The 15174-nt window shown below is 70.0% G+C and carries 18 protein-coding genes; 10 read left to right on the forward strand and 8 right to left on the reverse strand.

The window, feature by feature from the left end; all coding sequences use genetic code 11:
- Positions 1–11: 11 nt before the first annotated feature.
- Together KV396_RS05835 and KV396_RS05840 are read right to left on the reverse strand one after the other, a co-directional pair.
- Positions 12–365, reverse strand: a complete 354-nt coding sequence (locus KV396_RS05835) for a hypothetical protein (protein ID WP_247624190.1) — start codon at positions 363–365, stop codon at positions 12–14.
- Complete coding sequence (locus KV396_RS05840) at positions 362–997, reverse strand: acyl-CoA synthetase (RefSeq protein WP_247957167.1); 636 nt, start codon at positions 995–997, stop codon at positions 362–364. The genes KV396_RS05835 and KV396_RS05840 overlap by 4 nt, the downstream gene beginning before the upstream one ends.
- Positions 998–1290: 293 nt before the next feature.
- On the opposite strand from KV396_RS05840, the gene KV396_RS05845 reads away from it, so the two are divergent.
- On the forward strand, positions 1291–2199 hold the full coding sequence (locus tag KV396_RS05845; RefSeq protein ID WP_247957168.1) for a hypothetical protein: 909 nt from the start codon (positions 1291–1293) through the stop codon (positions 2197–2199).
- 18 nt (positions 2200–2217) lie between these two features.
- On the opposite strand, the gene KV396_RS05850 is transcribed toward KV396_RS05845, so the two are convergent.
- Positions 2218–3054: a sulfurtransferase gene (locus KV396_RS05850; RefSeq protein ID WP_247957169.1), complete on the reverse strand. Its 837-nt coding sequence runs from the start codon at positions 3052–3054 to the stop codon at positions 2218–2220.
- A gap of 139 nt (positions 3055–3193) precedes the next feature.
- On the opposite strand from KV396_RS05850, the gene KV396_RS05855 reads away from it, so the two are divergent.
- The 4 genes from KV396_RS05855 (at position 3194) to KV396_RS05870 (ending at position 5689) form a co-directional block, all read left to right on the forward strand.
- Entirely contained in the window at positions 3194–4105 is a 912-nt protein-coding gene (locus KV396_RS05855) for a DMT family transporter (RefSeq protein ID WP_247957170.1), read from the forward strand.
- Between the two features lie 27 nt (positions 4106–4132).
- Positions 4133–4792, forward strand: a complete 660-nt coding sequence (locus KV396_RS05860) for a GTP cyclohydrolase II (RefSeq protein WP_247633531.1) — start codon at positions 4133–4135, stop codon at positions 4790–4792.
- Positions 4793–4794: 2 nt separating this feature from the next.
- Positions 4795–5292 carry a MarR family winged helix-turn-helix transcriptional regulator gene (locus tag KV396_RS05865; RefSeq protein ID WP_247957171.1) on the forward strand — a complete coding sequence of 166 codons (498 nt, stop codon included), beginning with the start codon at positions 4795–4797 and terminating at the stop codon, positions 5290–5292.
- A gap of 70 nt (positions 5293–5362) precedes the next feature.
- Positions 5363–5689, forward strand: a complete 327-nt coding sequence (locus KV396_RS05870) for a helix-turn-helix domain-containing protein (RefSeq protein ID WP_247957172.1) — start codon at positions 5363–5365, stop codon at positions 5687–5689.
- A 100-nt stretch (positions 5690–5789) separates the two neighbouring features.
- On the opposite strand, the gene KV396_RS05875 is transcribed toward KV396_RS05870, so the two are convergent.
- Positions 5790–6380: a ClpP family protease gene (locus tag KV396_RS05875; RefSeq protein ID WP_247957173.1), complete on the reverse strand. Its 591-nt coding sequence runs from the start codon at positions 6378–6380 to the stop codon at positions 5790–5792.
- Positions 6377–6991: a ClpP family protease gene (locus KV396_RS05880; RefSeq protein ID WP_247957174.1), complete on the reverse strand. Its 615-nt coding sequence runs from the start codon at positions 6989–6991 to the stop codon at positions 6377–6379. Before KV396_RS05880 ends, KV396_RS05875 begins: the two co-directional genes overlap by 4 nt.
- Before the next feature lie 125 nt (positions 6992–7116).
- Here KV396_RS05880 and KV396_RS05885 point away from each other — a divergent pair, with 125 nt between their 5' ends.
- Positions 7117–7584 carry an acyl-CoA thioesterase gene (locus KV396_RS05885; protein ID WP_247633526.1) on the forward strand — a complete coding sequence of 156 codons (468 nt, stop codon included), beginning with the start codon at positions 7117–7119 and terminating at the stop codon, positions 7582–7584.
- On the opposite strand, the gene KV396_RS05890 is transcribed toward KV396_RS05885, so the two are convergent.
- On the reverse strand, positions 7518–8765 hold the full coding sequence (locus tag KV396_RS05890) for a trans-sulfuration enzyme family protein (protein WP_247957175.1): 1248 nt from the start codon (positions 8763–8765) through the stop codon (positions 7518–7520). The two genes, KV396_RS05885 and KV396_RS05890, sit on opposite strands and share 67 nt — an antisense overlap.
- A gap of 112 nt (positions 8766–8877) precedes the next feature.
- Here KV396_RS05890 and KV396_RS05895 point away from each other — a divergent pair, with 112 nt between their 5' ends.
- Both KV396_RS05895 and KV396_RS05900 read left to right on the forward strand, forming a co-directional pair.
- Positions 8878–9354 (forward strand): Lrp/AsnC family transcriptional regulator, encoded by a 477-nt coding sequence (locus tag KV396_RS05895; protein ID WP_247633524.1) that lies wholly within the window; start codon positions 8878–8880, stop codon positions 9352–9354.
- 73 nt (positions 9355–9427) lie between these two features.
- Positions 9428–11140 (forward strand): AMP-binding protein, encoded by a 1713-nt coding sequence (locus tag KV396_RS05900; protein ID WP_247957176.1) that lies wholly within the window; start codon positions 9428–9430, stop codon positions 11138–11140.
- A gap of 34 nt (positions 11141–11174) precedes the next feature.
- On the opposite strand, the gene KV396_RS05905 is transcribed toward KV396_RS05900, so the two are convergent.
- Together KV396_RS05905 and KV396_RS05910 are read right to left on the reverse strand one after the other, a co-directional pair.
- Positions 11175–11597 (reverse strand): hypothetical protein, encoded by a 423-nt coding sequence (locus tag KV396_RS05905; protein ID WP_247957177.1) that lies wholly within the window; start codon positions 11595–11597, stop codon positions 11175–11177.
- A 191-nt stretch (positions 11598–11788) separates the two neighbouring features.
- Positions 11789–13285 carry an MATE family efflux transporter gene (locus tag KV396_RS05910; RefSeq protein WP_247633521.1) on the reverse strand — a complete coding sequence of 499 codons (1497 nt, stop codon included), beginning with the start codon at positions 13283–13285 and terminating at the stop codon, positions 11789–11791.
- A 212-nt stretch (positions 13286–13497) separates the two neighbouring features.
- On the opposite strand from KV396_RS05910, the gene KV396_RS05915 reads away from it, so the two are divergent.
- Together KV396_RS05915 and KV396_RS05920 are read left to right on the forward strand one after the other, a co-directional pair.
- Positions 13498–14100 carry an RNA polymerase sigma factor gene (locus tag KV396_RS05915; protein ID WP_247957178.1) on the forward strand — a complete coding sequence of 201 codons (603 nt, stop codon included), beginning with the start codon at positions 13498–13500 and terminating at the stop codon, positions 14098–14100.
- The gene (locus KV396_RS05920) at positions 14075–15157 is read left to right on the forward strand and encodes a hypothetical protein (protein ID WP_247957179.1); all 1083 of its coding nucleotides are present in this window, start codon (positions 14075–14077) and stop codon (positions 15155–15157) included. The genes KV396_RS05915 and KV396_RS05920 overlap by 26 nt, the downstream gene beginning before the upstream one ends.
- The last annotated feature ends 17 nt before the right edge of the window (positions 15158–15174 follow it).

Below are 15174 nucleotides of genomic sequence, written 5' to 3' on the forward strand. Positions count from 1 at the left end.
CGCCGTCGTGACTACTCCGTGCGGTCGGTGCGGGCGTCGCCCGCGGCAGTGCCGTCGTCGGACTCGGGGTCGTAGAGCACGGGACGGTCGACCGTCTTCGTGACGTCGGCCGGGTCGACGGCCAGGATCAGCATCGCCAGCATGAGCAGCGTCACGATGAACGCACCGCCGCCGACGACCAGTCCCAGCATCACCGGGGTGAGGCCCTCGTAGCTGCCGTTCGCGATCGCGGTGTTCACGCGGGCCGTGAAGGCACCGGTCGAGACGAGCGTCACGATCATCGCGAACACACCGCACGCGAGGGCGATGCCCAGCAGGTGCAGCGGCCGCAGGATGTCGCGGCGGGTGGGCTTCTCTTCGCTCATCGGGCGTCTCCGCTCTCGGCGGGAACGGATGCCGGGGCGACGGCATCCGCCTTCTGGGGCGTGAGTCCGGCGATGCCGAGGAAGACGGCGACGAGCGCGGCGTAGCCGCCGAGCATCCCGACCCCGAGGATGATGCCGGTCAGCTCGAAGGTGCCCGCTTCCTTGATCGTGTAGTCGTGGGTGAAGCCGGCGGGGATCACCCAGAGCAGCACGGCGAGCAGGATGCCGAACGACCCGATGATGACGGAGTCACGAGCCGTCGGGTCCGTGCCGATACGGCGAGCGCGGATGCCGGCGAGCAGTTCGGTCAGACCCGTCGCGAGCGCCCAGGCGCCGACGACGATGAAGAAGACGTCGTTCGTGCGCCACACGGGGATGCCGGTCGCCATGCCGGCCGCGACGCTGAGCAGGCCGATCACGACGGCGGGCCACCGCGATCCCGCAGGGAACACCAACCACACCGACAGCAGCATCACGAGGGCCGTCGCGATCGCGAAGCCGCTGAAGACCGAGAGACCCACCGCCGCGGAGTGATCGGACGAGAACGTGATCATGAGGGCGGCGACGGCGGCGAACAGCGCGCGCAGCAGTTGCACGTTGCGCACGGTGAAGGTGCGGGAAGGGGCAGACATGAAGATCCAGAGTCCTCCGGGGTTGTGCTCCCAGTCTACGCGGGGGCGCCGGGACGGAAGGACGGGGCTGTTCGCGGGGCCCGATGGATCTCCCCAGATCGATCATCGGGCCCCACGATTACGCAGCACGGGGGCATCGCTGCGCCCGATCATCCTCCGCAAGGTCGGGCACCCTGCCTGCGTCGAGACGATCACGTCGACCCCACTTCGTCACCCAGGTCCCCAGGGGTGGCCTCGTGCGGTCGTAAGCTCACTCTAAACAGCAGTTCTTCACATACCGGAGGGGGTCTGTGATGGAGAGTGAAGATTTTCTGAAGCCCTCGAACGGGCCCGGCTTCCCCGCCGCGTTCAGGGATGCGATCAACGCGCGCCGCGTGACGCTGTCGTGGGTGCAGGAGCGTCTGCGCGCCCGCGGCAACCGGGTGTCGATGGCGACGTTGAGCTACTGGCGCTCGGGGGCGCGGCATCCGGAGGGCGCGCAGTCGCTGGCCGCGGTCGCCGATATCGAGGAGCTCCTGCACCTCGACCGCGGTGCGCTGACCGGGCTGCTGCGGTCGTCGCGAACGGGGCCGCTCGGACCGAACCTCTTCCCGATCGACGAGCACGCCATCGAAGAAGCCGTGAAGGAGGCCTTCGCGGCGCTCGGTGCCGAGTACCCCGACACCTCGCGCGAGCTGACGACGCACTCGGTGACGGACGTCGGGATCGAGGGGCACGTCGTGCAGAGCCGCACGCGCAGCATCGTGCAGTCGACGATCGGCACCATCACGGCGATCCCGTTCCTCGAGCTCACCCCCGGCATCCCCACTCCCGCGCCGGAGTTCGCCGCCGACTTCGGGGGTCGCATCGCGAATCGCTACTCGCACCCCAACGGCGAGGTGCACGGCGTGCTGTTCGAGCTCGACGCACCGCTCACGGCGCCGAACACGGCGATGGTCGAGTGGTCGGTGTCGTATCCGCCGGGGTACCCGCCGCAGCTCGAGACCGGGCACGCGGTCGCCCGCCAGTGCCGCGAACTGCTGGTGTGGACGAGGTTCCATCCCGAAGCGCTGCCGGACTGGTTCGAGGAGCAGGTCGACACTCCGCAGAGTCAGACGGCGACGCCGGTGACGCTGGAGTCGGGCACATCGATCCACCAGGTGCGCCGCGCGTTCGGGCCGGGCGCGCTGCTGCTGCGCTGGGGCTTCGGCGAGCGCGACTGAGCCGGATCCGCCGCCGCGTCAGCCGGGCTGATCGCCCGTCGCGACCGGACGCCCCGGCGTGTTCGACCACTGGCTCCACGAACCGGGGAAGACCTTCGCGTCGATGCCGACCTCGTCGAGCACGAGCGCCGTGTGCGCGGCGGTGACGCCCGAGCCGCAGTACGCCGCGACGCGGGTGCCCTCGGCGATGCCGACGGTGGCCAGGTTCGCGCGCACGGTCGCGGCGTCGAGGATGCGTCCGTCGGCGTCGAGGTGCAGCATCGTGGGCAGGTTGACGGCGCCGGGGATGTGCCCGGCGATCGGGTCGAGGGGCTCGGTCTCACCGCGGTAGCGCTCGGGAGCGCGCACGTCGAGCAGCACTCCGGATGCCGGGAACGCCGCCGCCTCGTCGATCGACAGGGCGTCGTCGCCGATCTCGCGGAGCACCGCGGTGCCCTCCTCGGGCGACTCATCGGCCGTGTCGACGTCGTGCCCGGCGGCGATCCATCCGCGGATGCCGCCCTCGAGCACGTGCACGTCGACGCCCGCCTGGCGCAGCAGCCACCACGCCCGCGCAGCGGCGAGGCCCTTCGCATCGTCGTAGGCGACGACCAGATCGCCGTCGTGCACACCCCAGCGGCGCACCGCCCGCTGCAGGGTCTCGGTCGACGGCAGCGGGTGCCGCCCCTCCGAGGCTTCGCCGTGGGTGGCGAGCTCGGAGTCGAGCGGCACGTACACGGCGCCCGGGATGTGGCCCTCGAGATACTCCGCGTGCCCGTCGGGGCGGTCGAGCCGCCAGCGCACGTCGATCACGCGCACGGGGGCACCCTGCTCGCGCAGGTCGCTCAGTTCGTCGGGGCTCACGAAGTTGCTCATGCAGCGAGGCTACCGACGCGTTCGATGCATCCGCTCGGAGCCGACATTCTTCGTGATCTTCCGGCATCCCTCACGGCGCTATCCTCCATCCCGCTCGGCGCTATCCTCGATGAGGCAGCCGTCGAGAAAGGGCCCCGCGATGCCCACTCGTCTGCGCTGGATGCGCTTCCGCCCGCAGGAGGCCGCCCTCATCGCGATCACCGCGGTCTGGGGCAGCACCTTCCTGCTCGTGCACTGGGCGATGCAGCACTCGGGTCCGTGGTTCTTCGTCGGGCTGCGCTTCCTCGTGGCCGGACTCATCAGCGTCGTCATCTTCCACCGCGTGCTGCGCGGCATCCGCTGGCGGGACATCGGCGCCGGCGTCGCGATCGGCGTCATGATCTACCTCGGCTACGGCTTGCAGACCGTCGGACTGCAGACGATCGACTCCAGCACCTCCGCCTTCATCACCGCGATGTACGTGCCGCTTGTGCCGCTCGCGCAGTGGGCCGTGTTCCGCAAACGCCCGCCCGCGATGGCGTTCGTCGGGGCGGCGCTCGCGTTCGTCGGGCTCGTGCTGATCGCCGGACCCGACGCGTTCTCCCTCACCCTCGGCGCCGGCGAGATCGCCACGATGATCAGCACTCTGCCGATCGCGGCCGAGATCATCCTCATCAGCGTGTTCGCCGGGCGCATCGACCTCGGACGCATCACGATCGTTCAGCTGCTCGCGGCGGGCGTGCTCGGACTGCTGACGATGCCGGTGGTCGGCGAGGGGTTCCCCGCGTTCTCGTGGGTGTGGGTCGTGTGCGCGGTCGGGCTGGGCGCGGCGAGCTGCCTCATCCAGCTCACGATGAACTGGGCGCAGAAGTCGGTCTCCCCCACGCGCGCGACGATCATCTACGCGGGTGAGCCGGTCTGGGCGGGCGTGATCGGGCGCATCGCCGGTGAGCGCCTGCCCGCCCTCGCCCTGGTCGGCGGCGGACTCGTGGTGCTCGGCATCCTCGCGAGCGAGCTGAAATTCGTGCGGCGGCGGGACCGGGCGCCGTCACCCGAGGAGTCCCGGGAATAGACCCGGCCGCGCCGCGTTCTACCCCACATGATTGAAAGTTCAACGGTGGTTCCTCTCGCCTCCGAGCGGACCCGCGTGCGCGTACCGATGGCCTTCGCCGACGGGTACTCCACCACCGCCGACGTCGTCACCTTCGACGGCCTCGTCGACGGACGCGAGCACCTGCTCCTCGGCCTCGGCGACTGGCGCGCGGCGCTCGACCGTGCAGCCGACGGCGGACCCGCCCCCCTCGTGCGCCCGCACAGCGAGTGCCTCACCGGAGACGTCTTCGGTTCGCAGCGCTGCGACTGCGGCCCCCAGCTGCGCGAGGCCGTCGAACGCATCGCCGACGAGGGCGGCTTCCTTCTGTACCTCCGCCAGGAGGGTCGCGGCATCGGCCTCTACGCCAAGCTCGACGCCTACGCGCTGCAGGACTCCGGCCTCGACACCTACGAGGCGAACGTCGCCCTCGGTCGCGGTGAGGACGAGCGCGACTACACCGTCGCCGCTCAGATGCTCGCGGCGGTCGGCGTCGACGGCATCCGCCTGCTCAGCAACAACCCCGACAAGGCGCGCCAGCTCGAGGACCTCGGCATCCGCGTGACCGAGCACGTGCCCACGGGGGTGCACCTCTCGGAGGCGAACACCCGCTACCTCGAGGCCAAGCGCGACCACACCGCGCACACCATCGACCTCTCGGCGGCGTGAGCATGGACGCGCGGATCGACGGACAGACGGATGCCGTGCGGCACCCGCGCCGGCTCGACGACGCCGAGATGCAGACGTGGCTGCCGGTCATCCGCTTCGTGCAGCTGCTGCCGCAGGTGCTCGATCGCGCGCTGAAGGACGAGGTCGGGCTCAACCACGCGCGGTACGCGATCCTCATCATGCTCGCCGGGCAGATCGACGGCGGGGCGACCACCATGACCGAGCTCGCCCGCATCGCGGGGCTCAGCCGGTCGCGACTGAGCCACGCGATCGACTCGCTCGAGGAACGCGGATGGGTGGAACGCACGTCGTGCGGCGCCGACAAGCGCACGCTCTCCGCAGCCCTCACCCCGGCCGGGCGCGACCTGTTGCGCGAGGCGGCGCCCGTGCACGTCGAGCAGATCCGCGAACTCGTGCTCGACCCGCTCACCGACGAGGAACGCGGTCAGCTCGCCGGCATCCTCACGAAGCTGCTGCCCGGGGTGACGGCGGCGCTGTAGGCGTTCTGCTCGGGTTCTGCTCTGAGCAGAAACGATGGATGCCCGGGAACCGTGCGTCGTACCGTGAGGCATGGCCGACATCGTCCCCTTCCCGCGCACGCCACGCCCGAGCGACCCCGAGCCGCTGTGGCGCCACCTCCTCGGCGAGCAGTTGCGCCGACGCCGCCACGACCGCGGTGAGACCCTCACCGAGACCGCCGACACCGCGGGCGTCTCGCCCCAGTACCTCTCAGAGGTCGAGCGCGGGCGCAAGGAGCCGTCGAGCGAGATGATCGCGGCGATCGCCGGCGCACTCGACACCAGCCTCATCGAGCTCACCAGCGCGGTGGCCGATGAGCTGCGCACGACGTCGGTGCCGGCATCCGCTCGCGCATCGGTCTTCGCCCTCGCGGCCTGACTTTCCCGGGGGCTGGGGCGCTTCGACAGGCTCAGCGACCCAGGGTGGTGGCCCAACAAGCCTGGATCCCTGACCCTGTCGAAGGGCCCGCCCCGCGCCCCTACCCCCGCTCCCCCAGCACCGTGTCGATCAGTCCGTAGGCCTGGGCGGCGGATGCCGTGAACACGCGGTCGCGGTCGGTATCGGCACGCAGCTCCCGGGCCGTGCGGCCGCTGTGCCGGGCGAGGATCTCCTCCATGTCGGAGCGCACCCGCACGACCTCGTCGGCCGCGAGGATCAGGTCGGGGATCGCCCCGCGCGACTGCCCCGCCGGCTGGTGCAGCACCAGTCGGGCATGCGCGAGTGCGGCCCGCTCCCCCGGTGCTCCGGCGGCGACGAGCAGGGCGGCGGGTCCGATCGCCTGGCCCACGCACGTCGTCGCGATGCTCGGACGGATGTGCTGCATGGTGTCGTAGATCGCGAGCGCCGCCCCCGGATCGCCGCCCTCGCTGTTGATGTAGAACTGGATGGCGCTCTCGGGGCTGTCGGCGTCGAGGTGCAGCAGCTGGGCGATCAGCGCGTTCGCGACGCCCGCGTCGATGCCGGTGCCGAGGTAGATGACGCGTTCGGCGAGCAGGTGCGAGTACACGTCCATGACGCGCTCGCCCCGCGGATGCTGCGCGATCACGTTCGGGATCGTGTAGCCGCTCATGCGCCCGCCCCCAGTCCGACCCGTGCCCGTCGACGCGGCATCACGTCGGAGAGAGACGACACGATCTCGTCGATGAAGCCGTAGTCGCGCGCCTGCGCGGCCGTGTACCAGCGGTCGTGCAGCGAGTCCTCGAAGATGCGCTCGCGGGTCTGCCCGGTGTCGTCGGAGATGAGTCCGAGCACCGTGTCGCGCATGTGGCGGAGGTCGTCGGCCTGCGTCTCGATCTCACCCGCCGATCCGCCGATCCCCGCCGAGCCCTGATGCATGAGGATGCGCGCGTGCGGCAGCGCCCGACGCTTGCCCACGGCGCCCGCCGAGAGCAGGAACTGCCCGGCGCTGCACGCCAGCCCGAGCGCGAGGGTCGAGACGTCGTTGGGGATGAGCCGCATGATGTCGCGGATCGCGAGCATCGACGGCACGGAGCCGCCGGGCGAGTGGATCCAGAGGGCGATGTCGGTCGCGGCGTCCTCGGCCGAGAGGGTGAGAAGCTGCGTCATCAGCAGCGTGCCGTTGTCGTCGTCGAGGGCGCCGTCGAGCACCAGGACGCGTTCGTGGAACAGGGCGCGTCGGGCCTCGGGCCCGAACTGCGGGAGGGGGTTCTCTTCGCTCATTCCCCCAGCATCCGCCGGTCACCCCTCGCGCACGCCGGAATCTGCCCTCGGCCGATCCGCCCTGGGCAGAGGGCCCCTTCACGGCGCGTAACACCGCCGACTCACGCGGTTCCTAGGCTGGAGGCATGGCCAAGCATGAAGCGAACTCGTGGTCCGAGGACGGCATCAACTTCCGCACCCGCAAGTGGGTGCGCCCGGAGGACCTCAATGCCAATGGGTCGCTGTTCGGCGGGAGCCTGCTGAAGTGGATCGACGAGGAGGCCGCGATCTACGCGATCGTGCAGCTCGGCAACTACCGCGCGGTGACGAAGCTGATCTCGGAGATCAACTTCGAGGCCTCCGCCGTGCAGGGCGACCTGATCGAGATCGGCCTGACGGCCACGCACTTCGGCCGCACCTCGCTGACGATGCGGGCCGTCGCGCGCAACATGATCACGCGCAAGCGCATCCTCACGATCGAGAAGATCGTGTTCGTGAGCCTCGACGAGGACGGCAACCCGACCCCGCACGGCTACCGCGACATCACCTACAACCGCGACCGGATGCCCACCGAGCGGCTCTCGACCGGAACGGTCATCCTGCCCAAGCTCTGAGCGGCGGGCGCGAGCCCGGCGAACGCGGTCGCGAGGTCGGCGATCAGGTCGTCGGCATCCTCGAGTCCGATCGACAGGCGCAGCACGTCGGCGGCGGGGCGCGCCTCGGCCGGCACCGGTCGGTGCGTGAGCGCGGCGGGGTGCTGGATGAGCGAGTCGACACCGCCGAGCGAGACCGCGTGGGTGAAGAGCGTGGTGCCCGAGGCGACGGCGGATGCCGCGGCGTACCCGCCCTGCATCCGCATCGCGATCATCGCCCCGGTGCCGCGCATCTGACGGTCGAGGATGCCGTGCGGGTCGCCGTCGAGCCCGGGGTAGAAGACCTCGGCGATCTCGGGCCGGTCGAGCAGCCACGACACGATGCGGCGGGCGTTCTCCTGCTGGCGCTGCATGCGCACGGGCAGGGTCGCGAGTCCGCGGTGCAGCAGGTAGGCGCCGAGCGGGTGGAGCAGGCCACCCGTCACGGCGCGTACGCGTCGCAGCGCTTCGGCGGTCTCCTCGCCGCAGGCCACGACTCCGGCGATCACATCGCCGTGCCCTCCCAGGTACTTGGTCGCGCTGTGCAGCGACATCGCCGCACCGAGATCGATGGGGTTCTGCAGGATCGGTGTCGCGAACGTGTTGTCGACGACGACCGGCACCTCGCCCGCGAGACGGACGACCTCGGCGATGTCGGCGATGTCGAGCGTGGGATTGGCGGGTGTCTCGAGCACCACCAGCCCGGTGTCGGGACGGATGCTGCCCGCCACCTCGTGCGGATGGCAGTAGGTGACCTCGGCGCCGAGCAGCCCCGAGCCGAGCAGATGGTCGGTGCCGCCGTAGAGCGGGCGCACCGCGACGACGTGGCGCTTGCCGACCGCATTGGTGTGCGCGAGGATCACGGCGGTCATCGCCGCCATGCCCGACCCGAAGGCGACGGACGCCTCGGCGTGCTCCATCTCGGCGAGCGCCTCTTCGAAGCGGGCGACGGTCGGGTTCCACAGGCGCGCGTAGACGAGGCTGCCGTCGGCGGGCGGGCGTCCACCGGTCGCCATCGCCTCGTAGGAGTCGCCGCCGCGCTCGACGTCGGGCAGTGGGTTCGTGGTCGACAGGTCGATCGGCAGCGCGTGCACTCCGAGATCCGCGAGGTCGGAGCGGCCGCTGTGGACGGCGACGGTGTCGGGATGCAGCGGGGCGGTCATCCCTCCATGTTGCGCGAATCGCGGCTTGGACGGTGGGAATCGACAGCATCCGCCGCCGATCACACTGATATCGCTATTCTGAGCAAACACGGATGCCGAGGAGGACCCGACGTTGCCCAAACCCCCAGGATCGCCGCTCGACGAGACCGACCTCGCGTTGCTCGCCGTGCTCACCCGCGAGGCCGACATCACGAACAAGGCCCTCGCCCACCGCCTGAACCTCGCCGAGTCCACCTGCGCTCACCGCGTGCGGGCGCTGCGCGAGCGCGGGATCATCCGCGATACGCGGATCCGCCTCGACGAGGCATCCGTCGGCTATCCGTTGCAGGCGATCATCAAGGTGCGCCTCGCCAACCACACCGGCCCCACCGTCACCGCGCTGTTCGACGCGCTCGCGAGCGTGCCGCGCGTGCTCCAGGTCTTCCACGTCGCCGGGGTCGACGACTTTCTCGTGCACGTCGCCGTCGAGGACGCGACGGCGCTGCGCGACATCGTGCTCGAGCACATCACCGTGCATCCGGTCGTGCGCGGCACCGAGACGCAGTTGGTGTTCGAGCTGCGCGACGGCGCCGGGCTGCTCGCGCGCTAGCGGCGGCATCGGCTCGTTCCGGAATCAGCCATTCGCGCGACGGGAGCGACGCACCTGCGCGAGGATGGAACGCATGACCCGCAGTGCCACCGCCGCCACGCAGACCATCCGCGAGATGCGCGACTTCCTGTTCGCGAACGCGACCGACTACGACGCCGCCCGCGCGGGGTTCGCGTGGCCGCAGGTCGACGAGTTCAACTTCGCGCTCGAGTGGTTCGACGTCGTCGCCGGCGAGACACCCGACCGCCCCGCGGTGCAGATCGTCGAGGCCGACCTCTCGCTGCGGTCGTGGACCTACGGCGACCTCTCCCGCCGGTCCGACCAGGTCGCCGCATGGCTGACCGGTCTCGGCATCCGTCGCGGCGACCACCTGATCGTGATGCTCGGCAACACGATCGAGCTGTGGGAGGTGATGCTCGCGATCACCAAGATCGGCGCAGTGTCGATCCCGACCTCGACGCTGCTGTCGGCATCCGACCTCGCCTACCGGATCGATCACGGCCGCGCCCGCGCGGTCGTCACGCTCGGCGCCCTCGGCGACCGTCTCGCAGACATCGACGACGGCATCCTGCGCATCGGCATCGGCGACGGCATCCCGGCGGGTTGGGAGCGATTCGCCGATTCGGCGGATGCCCCGGCCGTCTTCGAGCCCGACGGACCGACGCCCGCCACCGACACCTCGCTGCTGTACTTCACCTCGGGCACCACCAACCGTCCGAAGCTCGTGCAGCACACCCACGTCTCGTACCCGATCGGGCACCTGTCGACCATGTGGTGGCTGGGCGTGCGCCCCGACGACGTGCACCTCAACATCTCGTCGCCGGGCTGGGCGAAGCACGCGTGGTCGAGCTTCTACTCGCCGTTCCTCGCCGAGGCGACCGTGTTCGTCTACAACTACGCGCGCTTCGATGCGAACACCCTCATGCAGGTCATGGACACCCACCACGTGAGCACGTTCTGCGCGCCGCCGACGGTGTGGCGGATGCTCATCCAGGCCGACCTCGCCCGCCTCACCCACCCGCCGCGCGAGCTCGTCGGCGCCGGAGAGCCGCTCAACCCCGAGGTCATCGACCGCGTGCGCGACGCGTGGGGGGGAACCATCCGCGACGGCTTCGGGCAGACCGAGATGACGTGCTGCGTGGGCAACTCTCCCGGGCAGCCCGTGAAGGTCGGCTCGATGGGACGGCCGCTGCCCGGGTACCCGGTGGTGCTGCTCGACCCGGTGACCGGCGAGGTCGTCGACGGGGCGAGCGAGGGCGAGATCGCGCTCGACCTGTCGCAGCCGCCGCTGGGGCTCATGGCCGGGTACTACGACGACCCCGAGAAGACCGCGGAGTCCCGCGTCGGCGGCTACCACCACACCGGCGACATCGCCGTGCGCGACGATGAGGGGTATCTCACCTACATCGGGCGCGCCGACGACGTGTTCAAGGCATCCGACTACAAGATCTCCCCGTTCGAACTCGAGTCGGTGCTGCTCGAGCACGACCTCGTGATCGAGGCGGCGGTCGTGCCCAGCCCCGACCCGACGCGCCTGTCGGTGCCGAAGGCGTACGTCTGCCTGACGGCGGATGCCGCGGCCGACGGCGAAGCCGCGCGCTCGATCTTCGCCTACGCGAACGAGCGTCTGTCGTCGCACCTCTGGGTGCGGGTCATCGAGTTCGTGGACGAGCTGCCCAAGACGATCTCGGGCAAGATCCGCCGCGTCGAACTGCGGGCCCGCGAGTCCGCGCGCGTCGAGGCTGGGGATTCGGCCGGGCAGCACTGGGAGCGCGACTACCGCTGAGAGCGCTGAACTGCCGGAACTCAGCGCACGGGACTCAGCGCACGACGGCGATCGCGCCGGTCGAGGTGCTCGGCGTGCGCGCGGGGACCCGGATCGTGGTCGTGGCCGGGGCGGGCTGCGCCGCCTCGACCACCGCTGCCGCTCGTGCCGCGCTGCGCGTCATGCGCCCGTTGTCGGCGGCGCTGATGATCGCGCGCACGATGCCGCCGAGCACGAGCATCGCACCCAGGGCCGCGCCCGAGATGATCAGGGGCAGCCACTGGTGGGCGAACGATGCCGTGGAGCTCAGGAGCGCCGCGGGAATCCACACCCCGACCGCCCCGCCGCTGAGCCCACCGGCACCGCGAGCGATCGCGGCCCCCGCCACGATCGCGCAGACGACGGCGATCGCCGCGCCGATCCATCCGATCGGAACCAGAAATCCGGCCAGGTCCCTGGCAATGGCAGCTGTCGTCATGATGACCCCCCGGTCTGCGGAATCTCCGCACTCTCCACAGTAGAAAAGCGTACGCGGATCCCCATCCGTCTCACGCATGATCTTTGTCATCCTTTCGGAGGACAGCGATCGGAACCCTTCTTCTACTAGACGACCGAAGTGCTCATTTCTGACGCGGTTTCCGCGTTCGATTCTCTTGGGGTCCGGGTGCCTCAGCGGCGCGCCTTGCGGCGCGACGGACGCAGGGTCAGCCGACGCAGGCCGCGCTTGCGCACGACGGGGATCGGCTGGGTGACGACCGCGTCGACCACCATCGATCCGTCGGTCGGGCCGACGATCGCCATCGCCGAGGTCTCGGTCGCCTCGGCGGGCGCGACGGGCAGCTTCGCGAGCGCGCGATGCGCCTTCACGTACGCGGGCACCAGCAGCACGATCGCGCCGACCCAGGCGAGCGGGTTGCTCAACGCGACGCCCGCGAACCCGATGACCGCGCCGAGTGCGACCGCCGCGACCACGCGCATGACCAGCTCGATCACGCCGGTGACCGTCGGAACGAGCGTGTGGCCGAGCCCTTGCAGGGCGCCGCGCAGCACGAACAGGATGCCGAGCGCCCAGTAGCCCGCACCGTTGATGATGAGCATGAGGTGCGCGAGATCGACGACCTCGTCCGACCCCTCGCCGACGAACAGGCGCACCATCGGCGCACCGAAGGCGACGAGCAGTCCGCCGAGCACGAGGCCCGCGGCGATCGCCATCCACGTCGCCTCCTTGACCCCGCGACGGATGCGGTCGGGGCGGCGTCCGCCGTGGTTCTGCGCCGCGTACATCGAGGTCGCCAGTCCCAGCGACGAGAGCAGGGCGACGGCGAGACCGTCGACGCGCGAGGCGGTGGTGTAGGCGGCGACGGCATCCGATCCCAGCGTGTTCAACGCGACCTGCACGGTCAGCGTGCCGATCGCGATGATCGAGGCCTGGAAGCCCATCGGCAGGCCGAGGCGCAGGTGCTCGGCGATGTCGGCGCGAGTGACGCGCCAGTCGCTGCGACGCAGGTGCAGCATCGGCAGACGACGACGCACGAACTCGAGGCACAGGGCGACCGAGATGGCCTGGGCGATGACGGTGGCGAGGGCCGCTCCGCCGACGCCCCACTCGAGCGGGCCGACCATGAGCACGACGAGTCCGACGTTGAGCGCGCACGAGATCGTGAGGAAGACTAGCGGGGTGCGCGAGTCGCCGATCGCGCGGATGATCGCCGACAGGTAGTTGAAGAACATCGTGGCGCTCGCCCCGAGGAAGCTGATCTGCGTGAACGTCGTCGCCTCCGGCATGAGCTCGGTCGGCGTCTGCAGGAGGGCGAGCAGAGGGCCGGCGATCAGCGGCGCGCACGCCGTGAGGATCACGCTCGTCGCACCGCTGAGCAGCACGCCGGTCGCGACCGAGCGACGGACGGCCGCGTTGTCCCGCGCACCGAACGCCTGGGCGATCGGGATCGCGAATCCGCTCGTCAGTCCCCACGCGAAACCGAGGAGCAGGAACAGCAGGGGTCCGGTCGCACCGACCGCGGCGAGCGAGGTCACGCCGAGGTGCCGCCCGACGACGATCGCGTCGGCGAACTGGTAGAGCTGCTGCACGACGTTGCCGAGCAGCAGGGGGATCGAGAAGGCGAGGATGACGCGCCACGGACGGCCCGTCGTGAGGGAGGTTGCCATGAGGGAGAACTCGCAGGGCTGGAGTACGGATGCGGGGATGGCGGCACTGCGCCGTGTCGCGGGAAAGAGTCTATCGAATCGATTCGGTGACGTGCACGCGAATGTTGTCGATAGAGTCCTGATCACCGATCGGTCCGACCGCACCACGGCACTTTCGAGAGAGCAGAAGAAGTTTCCGTGAAAGCGACGCGCGCGAACGGGCAATACCTGTTGTGACCACTGACAGCGAGATCATCGAGCGCTCCGAGCGACATCCGCAGGCGTTCGGGGAGGTGTTCGACCGCCACGCGGCGGTCGTGGAGGCCTTCCTCCGGCGAAGACTCGGGGCGGATGCCGCCGAGGACTGTCTCAGCGAGACCTTCCTCGTCGCGTTCCGCCGACGCCGCACCTTCGACCGCACGTGGGAATCGGCGCGGCCGTGGCTGCTCGGCATCGCGGTGCGGATCGCCTCCAAGCACCGAGCGACCGAGGCGAAGCACTGGCGTGCCGTCGAAGCATCCGCTGTGCGGGGCGAACACACGACCGGCGGCGGCATCGACGACAGTGACGGGCGGGTCGACGCCGCGGCGGCGATCCGCCTGCTCGCCCCGCGGATCGCCGCACTGTCGCCCAAGGATCGCGACACGCTCCTGCTGCACGCTTGGGCGGATCTGTCGCACGAGGAGATCGCACAAGCACTGCGCATCCCGGTCGGCACGGTCGGATCGCGATTGCACCGCGTCCGTCGGAAACTCGCACCCCCGGGCGCGCAGACCACGCGAATCAGCTGGATCGGAAAGGAGATCGACGATGGAACTGTCAGAACTCGTGCGTGAGATCGAGAGCGCACACGACCCCGCCGCTCAGGCGCGGATCGAACGATCCCGCTCTACGGTGATGCGGGGCATCGCCCAGCCTCGCCCGCGGCGCTCGCGCCGACGCTGGGTCTGGGGCGGCACGGCCGCCGGGACGGTGACGGCTGGAGCGATCGCCGCGACCGTCATCATCGCGGGCACCGTCTCGCCTCTCGCCGCACCGCCGGCATCCGCTGCCGCCGTGGCCGTGCTCAACGATGCCGCTGGCGCGGCCATGACGTCGCCAGACCCGGTTCTCGCACCCGGACAGTACCTGCGGATGCGCGAGACATACGACCTGATCACTCTGTGGGACGCCGACCTCGACCCCAGTGATCCGGTGTTCGGATTCAGCGCAGCGGCCCTCGATCAGTCAGAGGGTGCCGTGTTCCAGCGGAGCATCCGTGACCTCTATGTGCCCAGCGATCGGGCGGGCGACTGGATCATCGACGACCGACAGGTGAACGAAGTGCGCGACGTGTTCGGCGACCCCGCGACGCTTCCGGCCTTCGAGGCCATGGTGGCGGAGGTCGGCGATCGGGATGCCGACCCGGGCGGTCTTGTCGCCTTGCCCGGAGGAATCGCCAAGGAGGGCGAATCGTGGGAACCGTTCCGAGACGAATACGCAACGATGCCCCGTGATCCGGAGAAGCTGCTCGAATGGTTTCGCGAGAGGCTCGCCGCCTACGGGGATGACGACTGGATCATCTTTCAGAACATCGGCCACTTCCTGAGCACCGACGTGATGCCTGCCGAGCTGCGGGCGGCCACCCTTCACACGGTGGCGCTCCTGAGTGGCGTCGAGGTCGCCCGGACAGACGGTTCGGTGACGACTCTGAGAATGGAATCCCACCTCGATGAGGGTAGCGAGTTCGGGGATCTTCTCGTCTCCGAGATCGACATCAACACTGAGAGCGGTCACATCGTCGGTGGTCGGGAGGTCTATCCCCACCGACCCACCGATCTGCTGCCCGCGGAACTCCCGTGGGTGTCCTGGACGGTCGACTTCGAGATCGTCGACGAGGCACCTCAGCCCTGACGGCATCCGCTCCCGTC

Origin of the sequence: Microbacterium galbinum, assembly GCF_023101185.1 — a bacterium.
Classification (GTDB): domain Bacteria; phylum Actinomycetota; class Actinomycetes; order Actinomycetales; family Microbacteriaceae; genus Microbacterium; species Microbacterium galbinum.